At 69.1% G+C, this 18,869-nt stretch carries 18 protein-coding genes; 8 read left to right on the top strand and 10 right to left on the bottom strand.

What is annotated here, in order from left to right; translation table 11 throughout:
• The first annotated feature begins 24 nt into the window (after positions 1 to 24).
• The 3 genes from LTV02_RS06435 to LTV02_RS06425 all read left to right on the top strand — a co-directional run bounded on the left by LTV02_RS06435 (position 25) and on the right by LTV02_RS06425 (position 2,470).
• Positions 25 to 954 carry an SGNH/GDSL hydrolase family protein gene (locus LTV02_RS06435; protein ID WP_233038960.1) on the top strand — a complete coding sequence of 310 codons (930 nt, stop codon included), beginning with the start codon at positions 25 to 27 and terminating at the stop codon, positions 952 to 954.
• Positions 951 to 2,213 carry an acyltransferase family protein gene (locus LTV02_RS06430; protein ID WP_233038959.1) on the top strand — a complete coding sequence of 421 codons (1,263 nt, stop codon included), beginning with the start codon at positions 951 to 953 and terminating at the stop codon, positions 2,211 to 2,213. Before LTV02_RS06435 ends, LTV02_RS06430 begins: the two co-directional genes overlap by 4 nt.
• Positions 2,214 to 2,308: 95 nt before the next feature.
• Positions 2,309 to 2,470 (top strand): hypothetical protein, encoded by a 162-nt coding sequence (locus LTV02_RS06425; protein WP_157762271.1) that lies wholly within the window; start codon positions 2,309 to 2,311, stop codon positions 2,468 to 2,470.
• Between the two features lie 31 nt (positions 2,471 to 2,501).
• On the opposite strand, the gene LTV02_RS06420 is transcribed toward LTV02_RS06425, so the two are convergent.
• Positions 2,502 to 3,506 (bottom strand): PHP domain-containing protein, encoded by a 1,005-nt coding sequence (locus LTV02_RS06420; protein WP_233038958.1) that lies wholly within the window; start codon positions 3,504 to 3,506, stop codon positions 2,502 to 2,504.
• A gap of 55 nt (positions 3,507 to 3,561) precedes the next feature.
• Positions 3,562 to 4,149: an XRE family transcriptional regulator gene (locus LTV02_RS06415; RefSeq protein ID WP_233038957.1), complete on the bottom strand. Its 588-nt coding sequence runs from the start codon at positions 4,147 to 4,149 to the stop codon at positions 3,562 to 3,564.
• A 98-nt stretch (positions 4,150 to 4,247) separates the two neighbouring features.
• On the opposite strand from LTV02_RS06415, the gene LTV02_RS06410 reads away from it, so the two are divergent.
• Both LTV02_RS06410 and LTV02_RS06405 read left to right on the top strand, forming a co-directional pair.
• Positions 4,248 to 5,645, top strand: a complete 1,398-nt coding sequence (locus LTV02_RS06410; RefSeq protein WP_233038956.1) for a DHA2 family efflux MFS transporter permease subunit — start codon at positions 4,248 to 4,250, stop codon at positions 5,643 to 5,645.
• 66 nt (positions 5,646 to 5,711) lie between these two features.
• Positions 5,712 to 6,263, top strand: a complete 552-nt coding sequence (locus LTV02_RS06405; RefSeq protein ID WP_233038955.1) for a hypothetical protein — start codon at positions 5,712 to 5,714, stop codon at positions 6,261 to 6,263.
• A 10-nt stretch (positions 6,264 to 6,273) separates the two neighbouring features.
• Here the strand turns inward: LTV02_RS06405 and LTV02_RS06400 are convergent, their stop codons facing one another.
• The 4 genes from LTV02_RS06400 to LTV02_RS06385 all read right to left on the bottom strand — a co-directional run bounded on the left by LTV02_RS06400 (position 6,274) and on the right by LTV02_RS06385 (position 11,452).
• Entirely contained in the window at positions 6,274 to 7,353 is a 1,080-nt protein-coding gene (locus LTV02_RS06400; RefSeq protein ID WP_233038954.1) for a 2-oxoacid:ferredoxin oxidoreductase subunit beta, read from the bottom strand.
• Positions 7,350 to 9,308, bottom strand: a complete 1,959-nt coding sequence (locus LTV02_RS06395; RefSeq protein WP_233038953.1) for a 2-oxoacid:acceptor oxidoreductase subunit alpha — start codon at positions 9,306 to 9,308, stop codon at positions 7,350 to 7,352. The genes LTV02_RS06400 and LTV02_RS06395 overlap by 4 nt, the downstream gene beginning before the upstream one ends.
• 108 nt (positions 9,309 to 9,416) lie before the next feature.
• Positions 9,417 to 10,433: an Rv2578c family radical SAM protein gene (locus tag LTV02_RS06390; protein WP_233038952.1), complete on the bottom strand. Its 1,017-nt coding sequence runs from the start codon at positions 10,431 to 10,433 to the stop codon at positions 9,417 to 9,419.
• Between the two features lie 32 nt (positions 10,434 to 10,465).
• Positions 10,466 to 11,452 carry an NAD-dependent epimerase/dehydratase family protein gene (locus LTV02_RS06385; protein ID WP_233038951.1) on the bottom strand — a complete coding sequence of 329 codons (987 nt, stop codon included), beginning with the start codon at positions 11,450 to 11,452 and terminating at the stop codon, positions 10,466 to 10,468.
• 110 nt (positions 11,453 to 11,562) lie between these two features.
• Between LTV02_RS06385 and LTV02_RS06380 the strand changes: the two genes are divergently transcribed.
• On the top strand, positions 11,563 to 11,919 hold the full coding sequence (locus tag LTV02_RS06380; protein ID WP_233038950.1) for a type VII secretion target: 357 nt from the start codon (positions 11,563 to 11,565) through the stop codon (positions 11,917 to 11,919).
• Positions 11,916 to 13,508 carry a hypothetical protein gene (locus LTV02_RS06375; protein WP_233038949.1) on the top strand — a complete coding sequence of 531 codons (1,593 nt, stop codon included), beginning with the start codon at positions 11,916 to 11,918 and terminating at the stop codon, positions 13,506 to 13,508. The genes LTV02_RS06380 and LTV02_RS06375 overlap by 4 nt, the downstream gene beginning before the upstream one ends.
• A 210-nt stretch (positions 13,509 to 13,718) precedes the next feature.
• On the opposite strand, the gene LTV02_RS06370 is transcribed toward LTV02_RS06375, so the two are convergent.
• The gene (locus LTV02_RS06370) at positions 13,719 to 14,468 is read right to left on the bottom strand and encodes an SDR family oxidoreductase (RefSeq protein ID WP_233038948.1); all 750 of its coding nucleotides are present in this window, start codon (positions 14,466 to 14,468) and stop codon (positions 13,719 to 13,721) included.
• A 245-nt stretch (positions 14,469 to 14,713) separates the two neighbouring features.
• Here LTV02_RS06370 and LTV02_RS06365 point away from each other — a divergent pair, with 245 nt between their 5' ends.
• Complete coding sequence (locus LTV02_RS06365; RefSeq protein ID WP_067723514.1) at positions 14,714 to 15,586, top strand: TIGR03619 family F420-dependent LLM class oxidoreductase; 873 nt, start codon at positions 14,714 to 14,716, stop codon at positions 15,584 to 15,586.
• On the opposite strand, the gene LTV02_RS06360 is transcribed toward LTV02_RS06365, so the two are convergent.
• The 3 genes from LTV02_RS06360 to hisS form a co-directional block, all read right to left on the bottom strand.
• Positions 15,583 to 16,587 carry a malate dehydrogenase gene (locus tag LTV02_RS06360; RefSeq protein WP_233038947.1) on the bottom strand — a complete coding sequence of 335 codons (1,005 nt, stop codon included), beginning with the start codon at positions 16,585 to 16,587 and terminating at the stop codon, positions 15,583 to 15,585. The two genes, LTV02_RS06365 and LTV02_RS06360, sit on opposite strands and share 4 nt — an antisense overlap.
• 99 nt (positions 16,588 to 16,686) lie before the next feature.
• Positions 16,687 to 17,334, bottom strand: a complete 648-nt coding sequence (locus tag LTV02_RS06355; RefSeq protein ID WP_233038946.1) for a hypothetical protein — start codon at positions 17,332 to 17,334, stop codon at positions 16,687 to 16,689.
• A gap of 195 nt (positions 17,335 to 17,529) precedes the next feature.
• Positions 17,530 to 18,804 (bottom strand): histidine--tRNA ligase, encoded by a 1,275-nt coding sequence (gene hisS / locus LTV02_RS06350; protein ID WP_233038945.1) that lies wholly within the window; start codon positions 18,802 to 18,804, stop codon positions 17,530 to 17,532.
• Between the last annotated feature and the right edge of the window lie 65 nt (positions 18,805 to 18,869).

Genomic DNA, 18,869 nt, shown 5'->3' with positions numbered 1-18,869 from the left:
GTTCAATATTCGATTCGAGGTTAGATGAGGCTCCACACCCGAGGCGGACGGGCGCTCGGCGTCGCCGCCGCGGCGGTCGCGGTCGCGGCCACCATGTCCGGGGGCATGTCCGGGGGCGTCAGCGCGGCGGCCGATCCCGCCGCGGGCAAAGAACTTGTCGTGCTGGGTGATTCGTTCACCGCCAACGACTGGAATCCGCTGGCCGCCGAGCAGACCTGTCTGCGCGGCGACACCGCCTGGCCCGCCCAATTGAGCAGGCTGATGGGCATCCAGGGCACCGACCAGGTCACCGACCGCTCCTGCGTGGGCGCGTCGATCGACACCGGCCCCGGTTACACCCTCGCCATGGAGGCCCGCGAGGCCGATCAGGCGGGCGCGTTCGGGCCGCGCACCAAACTGGTGACCATTCAGTTCGGGCTCAACGACCATTGGGGCGGCAGCCAGATCCGGCTCTGGGATGCCATGCGGGACTGCGTGTTCGACCTGGAGGACGGGTGCGGCGTCGAGGCGGTCAGCGCCGGGCGCATGCCGGATTCGGTCGCCATCTCCGGCGCCGCGTACGCCGACCGGATCCGCAATGTGGTGACCTACATCCGGTACTACGCGCCCAATGCGCGCATCGTGCTGGTCGGCTACCCCGAGGTGGTGCCGGCCAACGCGGACTCGGTGTGCCTGGACTTCTTCGGTTTCGTCCCGTTCGTGCAGCCGCGCGGGCGGACCATCGTCGATGCTTTGAACCGGATCGACGCCGCGCAGCGCGACGCGGCGCAGCGCCTGAGCCTCGAATTCCTCGATGCCCGCGCCCTGACCGCCGGGCACGGACTGTGCACCGCGGAACCGTGGGTGAACGGGGTGTTCTCGCCGGGCGGCAAGATCGACGGCCTGCCCTTCCACCCCTCTCCCGCGGGTGACGCGGTGATCGCGAAAGCTCTGAACGAACGGTACGGCCGATGACCTTCACACCCGAGGTGGCCGCTCCGGCCGCCCCCGTTATCGGCTCGGCCACGCCGCAGCCGTCCGCTCCCGCGCTCGGCGCGAGCCGCCCGGCGCTGCCGTCGCTGACCGGGGCCCGCTGGTGGGCGGCGTTCGCGGTGTTCGTGCTGCACGCCCTGGTGTTCCTGCCGGTGTATCCGTTCCAGAAGTCGGAGCTGTTCCGCCATATCCACCAATGGATTCCGATGCAGCTCGGGGCGGCCGGCGTCACCTTCTTCTTCGTGCTGTCCGGGTTCATCATCTACTGGTCGTTCCGGCCGGGCATGTCGGTGCGCGGTTTCTACCGCCGCCGGGTGCTGAAGATCTATCCGACGCATCTGCTGGCCGCCGCCGCGTTCATCGTGGTGGCGAGCGTGCCGCTGTCGCGGCTGGTGGTGTGGGTGCCGAACCTGCTGCTGGTGCACACCTGGTGGCCGAAGTCCACGACGGTCGGCGGGCTCAACGTGCCCGCGTGGTCGCTGGCCGCGGAAATGCTGTTCTACCTGAGCTTCCCGCTGGTGCTGCCACTGGTCATGCGGATTCCGACCCGCCGCCTGCTGCTGGCCATGGGCGTGCTCATGCTCGGCATCATCGCCCTGCACACCTCGTACTTCCTGTGGGTGGACGGCCCGAAGGGCATCGCGAATGCCTTTGCGCCGCGGCTGGTTCCGGGCGACAACTCGCCCTACTACGAACTGCACGCCTCCCCGGCCTGGTTCGTGCAGCCGAATATCCCGGTCTCGCTGTCGTATTGGCTCAGCTACACCTTCCCGCTGTCGCGGCTGCCGGAGTTCTTCCTGGGCGTGCTGGCCGCGCGCATGGTGCTCGAAGGGCGCTGGCGCAATACCAATATGGCCTGGCCGCTGCTGGCGCTGGTGCTGGCGTACGCGGGGACCTGGGTGGTGCCGGTCAATTACAAGATGTCGGTGCTGCTGCTGGTCCCGATGACGGCGGTGGTGGCGACCCTCGCGGCCCGCGACCTGGCCGGAATCCGTGGTCTCAATTCGCATCCGCGCATGGTGTGGCTGGGCAATGTGTCCTTCGCCTTCTACCTGATCCAGTTCCCGGTCATGGTGGTGATCACGCGATATCTGATCGGCGGCAGGCAGTTCGGCATCCTCGGCTGGGCCGGATTCGCCGCGCTGAGCCTGGTCGTGGCCACGGCCATCGCGGCGGCGCTCTATCACTGGGTGGACCTGCCCATCATGCGCCGTTTCGCCCGGCCGAAACCGCGCTCCTGACCCCGCGGCCCTTGGCCTGCCCTTCCGTCGGCTCTCCCCTGCCACAGGCCGAGTTCGACTGTGGCACAGGGGAATCGGTGATCTAGAATCGGTAGGTGGTCAAGGGTTATCCCATCAAGCACCTGCTGTTCCTGGTCATCACGGTGCTGGTCGTCGCCGCGGTGTTCGACTACTCGCGCACGACGGGGCACTACGGGGCCGTCGTCATCGCGGGCATCCTGGTGACCATCGGGCTGCTGCCCAAGGCGATCGGCTAGCCGGAAACCGTTGCCGCCCGGGCGATCCCGGTCAGGACATGGTCCAGGCCAGCAGCTCGTCCACGGGCCAGGTATTGACGATGCGGTCGGCGGGCACGCCGTTGTCGAGGGCGCGCTGCGCACCGTAACCGAGGAAGTCGAGCTGGCCGGGAGCGTGCGCGTCGGTGTCGATGGCGAAGTCGCACCCGATCTCCAGGGCCAGCTTCAGCAAGCGCGCCGGCGGATCCCGCCGCTCCGGCCGCGAATTGATCTCCACCGCGGTTCCGTACTCGCGGCAGGCGGTGAACACCTGCTCGGCGTCGAACTGCGACTCCGGCCGGGTTCCGCGGTTCCCCTCCACCAGCCGCCCGGTGCAGTGCCCGAGCACATCCACCTGCGGGTTCGATACCGCCGCGACCATCCGCCGGGTCATGGCCGCCGCATCCATCTTCAGCTTCGAGTGCACGCTGGCCACCACGATGTCCAGCCGCTCGAGCAGCTCCGGCTCCTGATCGAGTGACCCGTCGTCGAGGATGTCCACCTCGATGCCGGTGAGAATGCGCATGGGCGCGAACTGTTCCCGCAGCCCGTCGATGACCGCGAGCTGTTCGCGCAACCGGTCCGGCGACAAGCCGTTGGCGACGGTCAAGCGCGGCGAATGATCGGTCAGCGCGCAGTACTCGTGCCCCAGTTCCCGGGCCGCCCCCATCATCTCGGCAATAGGAGCGGAACCGTCCGACCAGTTCGAATGGACGTGCAGATCGCCCTTCAGCGCCGACCGCAAGCCCCCGCCGCCCAGGTCCCCGGCGGCGGCCCGCAACTGCACCAGCACATCGGGTTCCCGTCCCGCCCACGCCTGTGCGATGACCTCCGCGGTCTTGGGCCCGATCCCGCGCAGCGACTGCCAGCCGTTCGATGCCCCGAGCCGCTCCCGCTCGGCCGGATCGAGCCGCTCCACGATATCGGCGGCATTGCGATAGGCCATCACTCGCCGCGCCTCCTCCCGGGCACGATCTTTGTAGAACGCGATCTCACGCAGGGCTACGACCGGATCCATGCTTCCAGTGTGCGCCGCGACCGGCGACCGTGACCGAACGACCGGTCCGGTTCAGTCACTTCGCGGCCGCCACCGGGCCCGCCTGCGTGCGAACGACGGCGCGTTCACCGCGCGGGCCGAACATGTGCAGGATTTCCACGCCGGCCTTGCCCGCGGGCCCGAACCAGTGCGGCTCGTTGGTGTCGAATTCGGCGACTTCGCCCGGGCCCAAATGGAATTCGGTCTCCCCGAGCAGCAGGCGCAGTTCGCCCGCGAGCACGTAGAGCCACTCGTAACCGGCATGCGAGACCAGCTGCGGAGTGCGGGGCGACAGCACCTCTTTGAAGACCTGGACACGACCGGGGTACTGGGTCAGCGGGATCAAGACGCTGCCCCGCCGTTTGCGCAGGGGTTCCAGGTGGACGCGCGGATCGCCGGTGGCCGGGGCGGCGATGAGCTGATCGAGGGCCACGCGATGCGCCCGGGCCAGGGGAATGAGCAGTTCGAGGGTCGGGCGGCGGAGCCCGGACTCCAGCCGGGACAGCGTGCTGACCGAGATTCCCGTGGCGGCGGAGAGCGATTCGAGGGTCAGGGCGCGATCCCGGCGCAGTGCGCGCAGCCGCGGGCCGATGGTGCCGAGGATCTCGTCGATGTCGTCGTCCACGGGTCCATTTTGCGGTTTCCGCAAATTCGCTGTCTACCGGCACGGCACGGCTCCGAGAATTCGCTCGTTCGAACGGATTTCGGAGAGAGGTGGAGTCGATGAGCGAGACGGTGGCGACGGCTCGGACGGACTCGAGCGGGCGCGGGCGCGCGATCGTGCTCGGGGTGTGCTGCCTGAGCATGTTCGTGGTCGGCCTGGACACCACGATCGTGAATGTGGGATTGCCCGCGATCGGCGCCGGGCTGGGCACCGGGGCACGCGGGCTGGAATGGACGATCGACGCGTACACGCTGGTGTTCGCGAGCCTGCTGATCTCCTCGGGCGCGCTCGCGGACCGGTTCGGGCGGCGGCGGGTCTTCCGGATCGGATTGACGGTGTTCGGCGCGGCCTCGCTGCTGTGCGCGCTGGCGCCGACCTTGCAGCTGCTGGTGGCGGCGCGCGCGTTTCAGGGCGTGGGCGCTTCGATGCTGAGCCCGGTGGCCTTGGCGATCGTGGTGAACGCGATACCGGATCCGGCGCAGCGGGCGCGCGCCATCGGGGTGTGGGCCGCGGTGTTCGGGGTGAGCATGGCGGCGGGCCCGGTGATCGGCGGCGCCCTGCTGGCGGTCTCGGACTGGCGGGCGCTGTTCTGGGTGAACGTCCCGATCATCCTGGTCACGCTGGCGCTGAGCGTGCTGTTCGTACCGGAGTCGCGGGCGGATCGGCCGCAGCGGCTGGACCTGCCGGGGCAGGCGCTGCTGACGGTGGCGGCCGGGCTCGCGGTGGGCGTGCTCATCGAGGGACCGCACGCCGGCTGGACCTCCGCCTGGATGCTCGCCGGATATGCCGGAATCGTCGCGGCCGGGGCGGGATTCGTGCGCGTCGAGACGAATCGGCCCGAGCCGCTGATGGATCCGCGCCTGTTCCGCAGTCCCGTGTTCGCTGGCGCGGTGCTGGGCGCGATCGCGGTATTCGTCGCACTGAACGCGGCGCTGCTGGCGAATACGCTGTATCTGCAACAGGTTCGGGGCCTGACGCCGCTGGCCGCCGGGTTCGCGGTCCTGCCGATGGCAGTGGGCGCGACGGTCTGCGCACCGCTGTCCGGCATCCTGGTCGGGCGGCACGGGCCGCGGCTACCGCTCACCGCCGCGGGGATTTTCCTGACCCTCGGCGGTGCGTGCCTGATCACCCTGGACGCCGATTCCAGTTTCGCCCTGCTGCTGTTGGCCTACCTCGCCCTCGGTATCGGCGTCGGTTTCGCCAACGCGCCCATCACCAATACCGCGGTGGGCGCGCTCCCAGCGGCTCGGGCGGGCGTGGCCGGGGCCGTCACCTCCACCGCACGCCAGTTCGGCGCGGCATTGGGCATCGCCATCGCCGGTGGCCTGGTCGCCGGGACCGCACCCGCCGGCCTGACCAGCGCCACTCATCCGGTCTGGCTGCTGGTCGCGGTGTGCGGCGTGTTCCTGCTCGTGATCGCCGGCGCCGCCTCCGCCCGTTCGGCGCGCCGCCCGTGATCTCCGGAGGGGCTCGGGGCAGAATCCCTGGCGGGCAGACGCCCCACAGGGATTCGGAGGGAAGCAATGCTGAAGCTGGGCGGGACAACGGGATTCGGCAGGGCGCGCCGCGCCACCACGGCACTGCTGGCGACGGCCGTGATACTCACCGGCACAGGCGGTTTCGCCGCCGCCGACGATCCGGCTCCGGCGCCCGCCCCGGTGCGGGCCGCGCCGATCGACGCCGCCGTGGCGACCACGCTGTTCACGCTCACCACCATGCCCACCGGCTGGCAGACCCGCACCGATCTGCGCCCCGTGCTCGAGGTGACGGCCGACGGCAAGGCGGTGAAACGCACCCCGGAGGGCACCGAGTTCAGCGGCACCGTCCCCGCCGACGTGCTCAGCGCCGCCGCCACCGAGGTGCGGGCCCTGGTGCTGGAGGATCTGGGCACGCCGAACAGCGGCGAAGCGGGCAATATGATCATCGATTTCATGCCCGCGCCGCCGGACGAGGACGTGCACGTGATCATGTACGATCCCGCGCTGTCGGAGGGCCTGACCGAGGGGCAGAAGGCGTCCCGCCAGCGTTTCACCGCGCTCTACGACCGCCTGGTGAACGCCTTCGTCCGCGGCTGAACCCGAAAACTCAGCCGACCGTCCAGGTTTCGCTGCCGGTGAGCAGGTCCTGCAGCGAGTTCCCGTGCACCGGTTTCGCTGCCGCCGCCGCCTCCAGCTGCCCGCGTACGCCGTCGTCGTAGGTGGGCCGGCTGACGCTGCGGAACACGCCGGTCACCACGTGCGAGAGGTCCTGATCGGAGAGCCGGGACAGCGCGTAGGCGTATTCCGGATCGTCGCTGTAGGCGTCGTGGACGACGATATCGGCGTCCGCGACGCTGTCGGCGCGGGCCACCCGCAGCCCGAAACCGTTGCGCACCACCGCGAATTCGTGCTCGGCGCCGAACCGGATGGGCTGTCCGTGCCGCAGCCGGATGAGATGCGATTCGGCGTTCTCGCGGCGCAGCGCGTCGAAGGAGCCGTCGTTGAAGATCGGGCAGTCCTGCAGGATCTCCACGAACGAGGTGCCGCGATGTTCGGCGGCGGCGCGCAGCACCTCGGTCAGGCCCGCCCGATCGGAATCCAGGGCGCGCCCCGCGAAGGTGGCCTCGGCCCCGAGCGCGATCGAGAGCGTATTGAACGGATGGTCCACCGAACCCATGGGCGTGGACTTGGTGACCTTGCCGGTTTCCGAGGTCGGCGAGTACTGGCCCTTGGTGAGCCCGTAGATCCGGTTGTTGAACAACAGGATCGTCATGTTCACATTGCGGCGCAGCGCGTGGATGAGGTGGTTGCCGCCGATGGACAGCGCGTCGCCGTCCCCGGTCACCACCCATACCGACAGGTCCGGTCGCGTCACCGCCATTCCGGTCGCGATGGCCGGCGCGCGCCCGTGGATCGAGTGGATCCCGTACGCCTCCAGGTAGTACGGGAACCGGCTCGAGCATCCGATGCCGGAGACGAACATGAGGTTCTCGCGGGCCAGGCCGAGTTCGGCGAGGAATCCGCGCACGGTGGCGAGAATGACGTAGTCACCGCATCCGGGGCACCAGCGCACCTCCTGATCGGAGGTGTAGTCCTTGGCTTTCTGCGGCCGGTCGGCGGTGGGCACGCCGGACAGCCCGGTCAGCCCGAGATCGGTGCCCACGAGCGGGTTTTCGAGAATGGTCATGGCTGCTTACCCCCTGAGGTGCGGTAGGTGGCCCGCGCACGAGCGGTGAAGGCTTTGGTCTGTTCCATCTCCGCGATATCGCCGTCCAGGGCGGCGTCGATGACGCCGACCAGTTCCTGGGCGGAGAAGGCGGTGCCGGCGACCTTGGTCCACGGCTGCACGTCCACCAGGTAGCGGGCGCGCAGCAGCATGGCGAGCTGGCCGCCGTTCATCTCGGGACAGACGATGGTGCGATAGCGGCCCAGGATCTCACCGAGATTGGGCGGGAACGGGTTCAGATGCCGCAGGTGCGCCTGCGCGACGGGAACGCCGCGCCGCCGCGCCCGCCGGCAGGCCTCGCCGATCGGCCCGTAGGAGCTGCCCCACCCGATGAGCAGCAGTTCGGCGCGCCCGTCCGGATCCTCGACCTCGAGATCCGGCACCGCGATGCCGTCGATCTTGGCTTGCCGCAGCCGCACCATGAGTTCGTGATTGGCCGGTTCGTAGGAGATATTGCCGCTGCCGTCAGCCTTTTCGAGCCCGCCGATGCGGTGCGCGCGGCCCTTGGTGCCGGGTACGGCGAGCGGCCGGGCCAGGGTTTCCGGGTCGCGGGCGTAGGGCTGGAACGAATCGGTGTCCGCGCCATCGGGTTCGAAGGCCGGGTCGATCGGGGCGAGGTCGGCGACCTGCGGAATCGCCCACGGCTCCGAACCATTGGCGATGGAGCCGTCCGACAGCAGCAGCACCGGGGTGCGGTAGGTGAGCGCGATGCGCGCCGCCTCCACCGCGGTGTCGAAACAGTCGGCGGGCGAACGCGGCGCGAGCACCGCCACCGGCGATTCGCCATTGCGCCCGTAGAGCGCCTGCAGCAGATCGGCCTGTTCGGTCTTGGTGGGCAGCCCGGTGGACGGGCCGCCGCGCTGCACGTCCACGATGAGCAGCGGCAGTTCGGTCATCACCGCCAGGCCGATGGTTTCGCTCTTGAGCGCCAGCCCCGGACCCGAGGTGCTGGTCACGCCGAGCGCACCGCCCAGCGCAGCGCCCAGCGCCGCGCCGATGCCGGCGATCTCGTCCTCGGCCTGGAAGGTGGTGACGCCGAAGTTCTTGTGTTTGCTCAGCTCGTGCAGGATGTCGGAGGCGGGCGTGATCGGATACGTCCCCAAAAAGACCGGCAATCCGGACAATTGACCCGCAGTCACAATGCCGTAGGCCAGCGCGGTATTACCGGTGATCTGCCGATAGGTGCCCGCGGGCAGCGTCGCCGGCGCGATCTCGTAGGTGGTGGCGAATGCCTCGGTGGTTTCGCCGTAATTCCATCCCGCCCGGAATGCGAGGATATTCGCTTCGGCGACATCTGGTTTCGAGGCGAATTTTTCCCGCATGAACTGTTCGGTGCCGCCGATCGGCCGCCCGTACATCCAGGACAGCAATCCCAGCGCGAACATATTCTTGGCGCGCTGCCCGTCCTTTTTGCCCACACCGGTCGGTTCGGTTGCCCCGAGGGTCAGCGAGGTCATGGGCACCCGGTGCACCACGAAATCGGTCAGCGTCTCATCGGTGAGCGGATCACCGGCATAGCCGACCTTGGCCAGATTGCGTTTGGTGAATTCGTCGGTATTCACGATCACCATGGCCCCGCGCGCCAGATCCTCCAGATTCGCCTTGAGCGCCGCGGGATTCATCGCCACCAGCACATCGGGCTGGTCACCGGCGGTGAGGATGTCGTAGTCGGCGATCTGGATCTGGAACGACGAGACGCCCGGCAGGGTGCCCTGGGGCGCTCGGATCTCGGCGGGGAAATTCGGTTGGGTGGCAAGATCGTTGCCGAATGCGGCGGCCTCGTGGGTGAAGCGGTCACCGGTGAGCTGCATGCCGTCACCGGAATCCCCCGCAAAGCGAATTACGACCCTTTCCAATTTCTCGGTGGGGCCGCCGTTTTCGTGGGCCGCCACCGAGTGGTCACGCTGCGAAACCATGCGCCTGCATCACTTCCTCGTCAGTGTGAGGTACCAACGCCAAACTACTCCGCCTTATTCGCGACACGCCTGCGAAGTTAGCGGGTGGAGCAGGAATCTCGGCCGGTTTCAGGCGAAAAGCGCCAGCTGCCGGTCGTCAGGGTGCGATGTGGCGGAACGAACCTCGGGCTCGTTCGGCCGTTCGCGGTTCAAGCGGTGTTTCTCCAGCAGCGGCTCGATCCGGCCGCGTAGCCACGCAGAATACTCCGGGGTGACCGAAGTTCCCCGACCATACAGTTGCCGGTAGCGGCGCAGCAGCGCCGGGTGGGCTTCGGCGAGCCAATCGAGGAACCAGCCGCGGGTGGAACCGCGCAGGTGCATGGGAAAAGCGACCACGCTCGCGGCCCCGGCCTCGGCGATGGCCCCGAAGAGTTCGTCGAGCTGCGAGCTGGAATCGGTGAGCAGCGGAATGACCGGAGCCACCATGACATTCACCGCGAAACCGGCGTCGGCGAGCGCGCGGATCATCTCCAGGCGAGCGCGCGGCGACGGCGTCCCGGGCTCGAGACTGCGCTGCAGTTCCGGGTCGAGCATGGCGAGCGAGACGGCCAGATGCACCGGCACCTGCCGGGCGGCCTGGGTGAGCAGCGGGAGGTCCCGCCGCATGAGCGTGCCCTTGGTGAGAATGGAGAAGCCGGTGCCGGATTCGGCGAGGGCGCTGATGATCCCCGGCATCAGCCGGTAGCGGCCCTCGGCGCGCTGATAGGGATCGGTATTCGTGCCCAGCGCAACGGTTTCCCGCCGCCAGGAGCGCTTGTGCAGTTCCTTGCGCAGAATCGGCACCACATTGGTCTTGACCACGATCTGCGAGTCGAAGTCGGCGCCCGCGTCGAGATCCAGATACTCGTGCGAGGGGCGGGCGAAGCAGTAGCGGCAGGCGTGCGAACAACCCCGCATGGGGTTCACGGTCCAGTTGAACGGCAGTGAACCCCCGTCGGGCATCTTGTTCAGCGCGCTCTTGCACAACACCTCGTGAAAGGTGATGCCCTCGAATTCGGGCGTCTGTACGCTGCGTACGAAGCCGGCACGTTCGAGCCCGGGCAGCGCGCCGTCATCGGCGTCCAGGGTCTGGCTTTGCCATCGCACCGCCCAAGTCGAACATTTGTTCTATCGAACTGTCAAGCGATCTTCTGCGTGTCGGGCGTGATGGTCGCACCGTTGTAGAAGGCCATCAGGTCGCGGATGGTCTCCTCGGCCGGGCGCGGCCGGTAGCCGAGTTCGGCGGTGGCCTTGTCGTGTTCGACGATCGGCGCGGACAGCAGCGCGCCCATGGACGCCTTGGAGATGCGGTCCGAACCCAGCGCCTTGGCCGCGGGCTCGAGCACCGGCATGAGCGCGTCGATGACCTTGGCCGGAATCGCGAAGGCGGGCTTGAGCTTGCCGTTGATGGTCGCGGCCAGGCGGGTGGCCGCCAGCATCTCGGTGAAATGCCCGCCCAGCAGGTAGTTCTCGCCGGTCTTGCCGCGCTCACCGGCCAGCACCAGGCCCTGGGCCACATCGCGCACGTCGACCAGGTCGAAGCCGCCGGAGATCATGACCGGCACCCGGCCGCGACCGGCGTCGCGCAGGGTGACATTGATGCGCGAGTCGGTGTTGTCGACCGGTCCGTACACACCGGTCGGGTTGCAGATCACCGCATCCAGTCCGGTCTCGATGACCTTGCGCAGCTCGATCTCGCCCTGCCACTTGGAACGGTCGTACACCGGCAGATCCGGATCGATGGAGCGCGGCGAGCGCTCGTTGATCCGGCCGCCGCAGCTGTACTGGTTGAACGCGTGAATCGAGCTGGTGTGCACCATGCGCCGTACGCCGACCGCCTTGGCGGCCTCGGCGACCACGCGCACGCCCTCGGCGTTCACCCGCCAGGCCAGATCGTTCTTGTGGGCCAGGGTGATCAGCGCGACCAGGTGGTAGACCACCTCGGCGCCGTCCAGGGTCTTGCGCATGGACTGCGGGTCCAGCACATCGCCGCTGACCCAGGTGACACCGGGCTGCGCCGCGCCCTGCACGCGATCGATGGCGGTGACCTCGTGGCCCCGATCGGTAAGCAGGCGAAGCAAATTGGTGCCAAGGAAGCCGGCGGCGCCGGTGACTGCGACCTTCATGTGATGAAGAATATAGAACTTGTTCTAATTTGCAAGAACGGTCCGGCCACGGAGTGTGGTGCACTCGGCACGCCGTCGTAGACGCCCAGTGGGATATATTCGCTGTTCGCATGTCCACGACGATTTGGGGGGCACTCATGGCCGATCTGTCGGTCGACACCACGGCGGTCCGCACCTTCGCCGCCGCACAGGACGGCGTGGCCGCGGATATCGCGGGCGCGGGCGGCCTGGACACGGTATCGCACGTGGCGGCCATGACCCCGGTCTTCGGTTTGATCGGCGCGGACTTCCTGGCCAGTTTCGCGGTGGCCGAGCTGCTGCACGACAAGGACATCAACGCGCTCTCCGGCCGCTTCGCCAAGATCGGGCAGGCGGCGTTCGGCTCGGCCGGGGCCTACGAGAGCACCGACGGCGATTTCGCGGCCGGGCTCGGCGCCGCGGCGGGCGGACTCGGGGAGTTCGCATGAGCCTCGGCGACTCCGGCGTGATCGGCGCGGCCCCGGCGGCGACCGTGCCCGCCCCCGCGCAGACCCTCGTCCTCGATGCCCCGGGTCTGTTCCCGAACCTGCCCCTGGGCCAGCTCCCCGATGACGTGGCGGCGTTCGAACCGCCCGCTTTCGCCTTGTCCCGCAAGGAATTCGAGCAGCACGCCCCGCTCTCCGGCGGCATTCCGCACGGCCTGCCCGGCGGCGGCCGCGGCGAAGAGACCGTCGCGGCCTCGGTTTCCGCTGACCTCTCCCCCGCGTTCGATGGCGCGCACGGCGTGCTCACCGGAGCCCAGCAGGCGCTCACCGATGCCCAAGGGGTGCTCGGCGGCGCGCACTCGGCGCTGAACGACGCCCAGTCCGCGCTCGGCAACGCACCCGCCGCCCTCGCCGCCGCACAGACGGCGCTCACCCAGGCCGCCGCGAGCCTGCCCGCGCTCCCGGCCCTGCCCGCCGATCCGGTCGGCGACCTCATGAAGGGCCTCGCCCTCCCCGCCATCCCCGGGATGGACGTGCTGTTCCAGCCGTTCCAGCAGCTGCTCAACAGCTTCGGCACCGGCGTGCTGGGTTCGTTCAACCCGGCGACCCTGCTCGGTCAGGGTTCCAAATTCATCGAGTCCGCGGTGTCGGTGGGCACCGGCGCGCTCAAAACCGTCGAAAGCCTCTGGCAGGGCCAGGCCTCGCAGAGCGCCCAGTCCGCCGGTCAGCAGGCGCAGCGCCACGGCGAGGAAACCACCCAGCGCGGTTTCGACCTCTCCGCCCTCACCGAGCAGGCCGCCGCCATCGTGCAGCGCGGCAATATCGAGCTCACCGCGATCGCGCAGTCGTTCGTCGCGCAGGCCACCGCCCTCGCCCCGGTCATCCTGACCCCGCCCGCGCAGACCGCGCTGATCGCCTCGGCCACCGAACATCTGGCCTCGGCCATCACCGTCGTGAACACCACCCGCGGCGAACTCGCGGCTCCCACCGCGCAACTCAACGGCATCATCGGCCAGCTCATGGGCCAATCCGGTGGCGCGAATCCGGCCGAGGTCGCGAAGTCCCTCGCCGAGAACGTCGGCCAGCCCATCCTGGAACAGGCCAAGGGCCTCCTGGAATCCGGCCTCCAGTCCGCCGCCGGAACCGGAACCGGCGCCGCCGACGGCAAACCCGCCGGCGGCGACCCCGACACCAAGGCCGCGGGCCTCGGCGGAGGCGGCGGCGCGGGTGGCGGCGGCGCAGGCGGGGGTCTCGGCGGCGGCATCGGCGGCCTCTCGGCAGGCACCGGCGGCCCCGGCTCCTCCATCCCCGGCGGCAAAGCCGCTGCGGGCCCGGCCAATCCGTTCGGCTCGGGCCTGCCCGGCATGGCCGCCGCCGGCGCCGCGGCCGGCTCGGGTTTCATGGGCTCCCCCGCCGCGGCGGGCGCGGGCCGCGGCGGCGGCTCCGACGCCGAACACTCGCGTTCGGTGCAGCCGTACCAGAACGTCTCCGGCGAAAGCGAACTCACCGGCAATCTCGGTGCGGCGGCCCCGGGCGTGATCGGCCAGGCCGACGAGGAATCCACCGGCGATTACGATTCCGGCCAAGCCTGACGTCCCGCACCGCGGCACGGCCGCCCGCGAAAAGCGCTGTGCCCCGGAAAGAGTGATGCCGCGGCGGGCGGAGTAGCTGCTCCGCCGCCGCGGCATCGGGTGGGGTCGCTAGACGGATGTACACCCCGCGGGCTACCGACCACCGTTCGTGGGCCCGGTTGTGCCGGGCTCGCCGAATCTCTGTGTCTTCAGTTGTAGCAAATGTTTCGGTCAGACGGCAGTCGGGCGGGCCTGGGCGTCGGTGCCGCCGTCGATGACGAACTGCGCGCCGTGGATGAAACCGGACTGGGGGCCGAGCAGATACGTGATGAGCGAAGCGATTTCGGCCGGTTCGCCGTTGCGGCCGATCGGCGAGGTGAAGTTGCGGATGGCCTCGCCGTAGCGCGGATCGTCCAAACCGGCTCGCAGCAGCGGGGTATCGACCGAACCCGGTGCCACGGTGTTCAGGCGCACGCCCGCCGCACCCCATTCGACGGCGCGCTGGCGGACCGCGACGGTGACGGCGTTCTTGGAGGCGGCGTAGGCGTAGGAGCCCGCGTAATCGCCCGCGGCGGCGAAGGCTTCGGCCTCGGTGCCCTGCGCGATCGGGTTCTCCTCCCATTTGATGTGGGTGGAGGCGACCGACGAAACCACCACGGCGGCCGGGTTTTCGCCCTTCCGCAGGGCGGGCAGCAGGGCGTCGAGCAGGGCGACGGTGGCCCGGTAGTTGATCTCCACGACGAAGTTCGGGTCCGGCACCTGGGGGCCGACGCCGGCGCACAGCACCAGGCCATCGAGCACGCCGCCCGACTTCTCCAGGATCGCTTCGACGGCGGCCGCGCGCACGGCGGGGTCGGTGAGGTCACCGGTCACGTCGGCATCGCGCAGATCGATGCCGACGATGTCGTGTCCCGCGGCGCGCAGGGCGGCGGCGGTGGCGGCACCGATACCGGAGGCGGAGCCCGTGATGGCAATCGTCATGAGGACATGGAACAAGATCCAGAATCGCGAAGCAACCCCCGGCCGGGCCGGTCTCGGCCACCGAGACGGTTACAACCGGGCAGTCTCGGTGTGCGGTACGACTGTCGGGGTAGCGCAGTGCGTTCGCGGTCGTCACCGGCGGGATGCCGGGTTCCGCTGCCGGTCGGCGAGCCTCGGGTTAGCATCGACAACACAACTAGAATCTGTTCTAGTTTTCGCACTGCTCACTGTCGAGAGGACGATCGATGCGCTTCACCTACGCCGAGGCGATGACCAATCCGGACTATTACGTTCCGCTGGCTCAGGCTGCCGAGGCCGCCGGGTTCCACAGCATCACCATCGCCGACAGCATCGCCTATCCGGCCGAATCGGATTCCAAGTACCCGTACAACGGCGACGGCAATCGCGAATTCCTGGACGGCAAGCCGTTCATCGAGACCTTCGTGCTGTCGGCGGCCATCGCGGCGGCCACCACCACCCTGCGGCTCACCCCGTTCGTGCTCAAGCTGCCCATCCGCCCGCCGGTGCTGGTGGCCAAGCAGGCGAGTTCGCTTGCGCGCCTGAGCAACAACCGTTTCGCCCTCGGCGTGGGCATCAGCCCGTGGCCGGAGGACTTCCAGATCATGGGCGTGCCGTTCGAACGGCGCGGCAAGCGCTTGGACGAGTGCATCGAGATCGTGCGCGGGCTCTCCACCGGCGAGTACTTCGAGTACCACGGCGAGTTCTACGACATCCCGAAGATCAAGATGACCCCGGCGCCGACCGAGCCGCTGCCCATCCTGATCGGCGGGCACAGCGATGCCGCGCTCAAGCGCGCGGTACGGCTGTGCGACGGCTGGATGCACGCCGGCGGCAATGCCGACGATCTGGAGAAGTACCTGGCCCGGATCAACGAATTGCGCAGCGAGCGCGACAATCCGGGCGAGTTCGAGATCCACGCGGTTTCCCTGGACGCCTACACCCCGGACGGGGTGAAGCGCCTCGAGGACAAGGGCATCACCGACGCCATCGTCGGTTTCCGCAACTCCTACGCCAAGGAGCAGGACACCGAATCCCTCGAGGACAAGCTCACCAAGATCAAGTGGTACGGCGACAACGTGATCGCCAAGCTGAGCTAGACCTTCTTGGCGAAGCCGAGCTCGATCACCGCATCGCGCTCGGCCGCCAGCTCGGCCACGCTGAGATCGATACGCGCCCGGGAGAATTCGTCGATCTCGAGCTCCGGCACGATGGTGTACTCACCGTTCGCGCAGGTGACCGGGAACGAGCTGATGATGCCCTCGGGCACCCCGTAGGACCCGTCCGACGGCACCGCCATCGACACCCAGTCCCCCGGCGCGGTGCCGAGCACCCAGTCGTGAATGTGGTCGATGGCCGCGCTCGCCGCGCTGGCCGCCGAGGACGCGCCCCGCGCCTTGATGATGGCGGTGCCGCGCTGTTGCACGGTCGGAATGAAATCGTCTGTCAGCCAAGCGCGATCGCCGGTCAGGTCCAGCGCGGGCTTGCCGGCCACGGTCGCGTGGAAGATGTCGGGGTACTGCGTCGCGGAGTGATTGCCCCAGATCGCGATCCGGTGGATATCGGCCGCCGCGGCCCCGGTTCGCTTGGCCAGCTGCGCGATCGCGCGGTTGTGGTCGAGCCGGGTCAGCGCCGTGAAGCGCGCGGCGGGCACGTCGGGAGCGTTGCTCATGGCGATGTAGGCGTTGGTGTTCGCCGGATTGCCCACCACGAGCACCTTGACGTCGTCGGCGGCATTGGCGTTGATGGCCGCGCCCTGATCGGTGAAGATCGGCCCGTTGGCGGCCAGCAGGTCCGCGCGTTCCATCCCCGCCGTCCGCGGCCGCGCGCCGACCAGCAGCGCCACATTCGCCCCGTCGAATCCCACCCACGGGTCATCGGAGATGTCGATTCCCGCCAGCAGCGGGAAGGCCCCGTCCTCGAGCTCCATGGCGACGCCTTCGAGCGAGGACACCGCGGCCGGGATTTCGAGCAGCCGCAGTTTCACGGGAGTGTCGGGTCCGAGCAGCGCACCGGACGCGATCCGGAACAGCAGTCCGTAGGCGATCTGGCCGGCGCCGCCGGTCACGGTGACGGTCACGGGACGAGCGGCACTGCTCACGATGAACTCCTCGCGGTCGGGCGATGGTCGAACACTCCGTCAACCACCCTAACGACCGCTCACCGCCGCATCCCAGCCGTCGTGAGCAACGAGACACCGCTAGCGAACGAGTTCCGCGATATCGGCATCGCTCAGCACCACCGAGGAGACCGCATCGCGCGACCGCACCAACCGCGCTGCCCGATACAGCGGCCGTTCCTCCGCGACGGCGTCCCGCGCTTCCGCCCGCAATTGCCGCACCAGCAGCTCCGAGACCGCCAGCGCGGACACCAGCGCGCACGCGGACAGGGCGTCGGCGAGTTTGCGCAAGCCGAGGATGTGCAGTTCGCGACCGCTGCCGGAATCGGTGTACATGGCGAGCGGGACGATGCGGGTATCGGGCCCGGCGGTGGCGCGCAGCACCACGCGGCTCAGGCGCCCCGGGTACACCAGGATCTCGATCCCGGTCGCCGCCGCCAGATCCAGGCGATGCTCGCCGCTCCAGGTGCGCGCCCGGATCTCGGTGCCCGCCAAGCGGATTCGCCGCCGCTGCACCGTCACCGCGTACAGGGCGGTCGGCGCCCCGAGCACGAGACCGGCCGCGATGGCGACCGGCCAGCTCACCACCAGCGCCAGCAGCAACCCGACGCCGATGCCCACCCCGATCGAGGCCAGCGCCAGCCGCCGCAGCGCGGGCGCGTACATCTCCGGAGCGATCAGGTCGAGCCCGACCTCGGCGACGGGCTCGGATTTGCCTTGTTCAGTCACGGCCACACATTCGTCCAGGTCGGCATGCTGCAAGTCCAGTGTGGACCACCGGCCCACAAACCGCCGGGGACGCTACCAGGATCTCCGCACGAAGATCGTCCGGTCTTTCGGAGCGCTTGCCGCGCAACCGATTTCGCGACCGGCAAGCGGCTCGGTCCGGGCCGTCACACCCGGCGGCCCGGGCCGGACCGCTCGCTATTCGCCCGCGAGGGCGGCCGCGACCTCGGCGACGATGCCGTCCAGGGGCAGCTGGCGCTGTTCGCCGTTGCTCAGGTCCTTGAGACCGATCTCGCCGTCGGCCACTTCACGATCGCCGAGCACGAGCGCGAAGCGCGCCCCGGACTTGTCGGCCGCCTTCATCGCGCCCTTCATGCCGCGCCCGCCGTAGGCCAGGTCGGTGCGAATGCCCGCCGCGCGCAGTTCGGCGGAGATCGCGACCAGGCGCTGCTTGGCGACATCGCCCAGCGGCACGCCGAACACGTCGACGCGGGTGCCGTCGGTGGCGGACTTGCCTTCGGCTTCCAGGGCCAGCACGGTGCGGTCGACGCCGATACCGAAGCCGATGCCCGACAGCGGCTGCCCGCCGAGTTCGGCCATCAGCCCGTCGTAGCGGCCGCCGCCGCCGATGCCGGACTGCGCGCCCAGCCCGTCGTGCACGAATTCGAAGGTGGTCTTGGTGTAGTAGTCGAGCCCGCGGACCATGCGCGGATTCACCACGTACGGCACGCCGAGGGCGTCGAGGTAGCCGAGCACCAGGTCGAAGTGCGCCTTGGCGGATTCGGACAGGTGGTCGATCATGAGCGGCGCGCCGGCGGTCATCTCCTTGACCTCGGGCCGCTTGTCGTCGAGCACGCGCAGCGGATTGATCTCGGCGCGGCGGCGGGTCTCCTCGTCGAGCGGCAGCTTGAACAGGAAGTCCTGCAACAGTTCTCGATACTGCGGGCGGCAGGTCTCGTCGCCGAGCGAGGTGATCTCCAGGCGGAAACCGTCCAGTCCGAGCGAGCGGAACCCGGCGTCGGCGATGGCGATCACCTCGGCGTCCAGCGCCGGATCATCGATGCCGATGGCCTCCACGCCGACCTGCTGCAGCTGCCGGTAGCGGCCCTTCTGCGGGCGCTCGTAGCGGAAGAAGGGTCCGGCGTAGCAGAGCTTGACGGGCAGCTGCCCGCGATCGAGCCCGTGCTGGATGACCGCCCGCATCACCCCGGCCGTGCCCTCGGGCCGCAGCGTGAAGCTCTCCCCATTGCGGTCCGCGAAGGTCCACATCTCCTTGGAGACCACGTCGGTGGACTCGCCCACACCGCGCGCGAACAGCGCGGTCTCTTCGAAAACCGGCAGCTCGACATGCCCGTAACCGGCCAGACGGGCGGTCTGTACGAGCGCGTCGCGCACGGCGACGAACTCGGCGGAGGTCGGCGGAAGATAGTCCGGGACACCTCTCGGGGCGCTGAAGCTGCTGGTCTTGGTCACGATGAACCAGTTTCCACGATGCCCGCCCCGCAAGTCCAACCGGTATTGACCGCCGGTTATAAGGC

The sequence above is a fragment of the Nocardia yamanashiensis genome (assembly GCF_021183565.1).
GTDB classification, from domain to species: domain Bacteria; phylum Actinomycetota; class Actinomycetes; order Mycobacteriales; family Mycobacteriaceae; genus Nocardia; species Nocardia yamanashiensis.
Note: the sequence above shows the minus strand (reverse complement) of the source record. Positions and strands in the feature narration are given on the sequence as shown.

Excerpts from the sequence above, each read along its gene's own strand:
- LTV02_RS06435 (WP_233038960.1), top strand. The coding sequence starts at position 25 with ATGAGGCTCCACACCCGAGGCGGACGGGCGCTCGGCGTCGCCGCCGCG.
- LTV02_RS06430 (WP_233038959.1), top strand. The coding sequence starts at position 951 with ATGACCTTCACACCCGAGGTGGCCGCTCCGGCCGCCCCCGTTATCGGC.
- LTV02_RS06420 (WP_233038958.1), bottom strand. The coding sequence starts at position 3,506 with ATGGATCCGGTCGTAGCCCTGCGTGAGATCGCGTTCTACAAAGATCGT.
- LTV02_RS06410 (WP_233038956.1), top strand. The coding sequence starts at position 4,248 with ATGAGCGAGACGGTGGCGACGGCTCGGACGGACTCGAGCGGGCGCGGG.
- LTV02_RS06405 (WP_233038955.1), top strand. The coding sequence starts at position 5,712 with ATGCTGAAGCTGGGCGGGACAACGGGATTCGGCAGGGCGCGCCGCGCC.
- LTV02_RS06400 (WP_233038954.1), bottom strand. The coding sequence starts at position 7,353 with ATGACCATTCTCGAAAACCCGCTCGTGGGCACCGATCTCGGGCTGACC.
- LTV02_RS06395 (WP_233038953.1), bottom strand. The coding sequence starts at position 9,308 with ATGGTTTCGCAGCGTGACCACTCGGTGGCGGCCCACGAAAACGGCGGC.
- LTV02_RS06385 (WP_233038951.1), bottom strand. The coding sequence starts at position 11,452 with ATGAAGGTCGCAGTCACCGGCGCCGCCGGCTTCCTTGGCACCAATTTG.
- LTV02_RS06380 (WP_233038950.1), top strand. The coding sequence starts at position 11,563 with ATGTCCACGACGATTTGGGGGGCACTCATGGCCGATCTGTCGGTCGAC.
- LTV02_RS06375 (WP_233038949.1), top strand. The coding sequence starts at position 11,916 with ATGAGCCTCGGCGACTCCGGCGTGATCGGCGCGGCCCCGGCGGCGACC.
- LTV02_RS06370 (WP_233038948.1), bottom strand. The coding sequence starts at position 14,468 with ATGACGATTGCCATCACGGGCTCCGCCTCCGGTATCGGTGCCGCCACC.
- LTV02_RS06365 (WP_067723514.1), top strand. The coding sequence starts at position 14,714 with ATGCGCTTCACCTACGCCGAGGCGATGACCAATCCGGACTATTACGTT.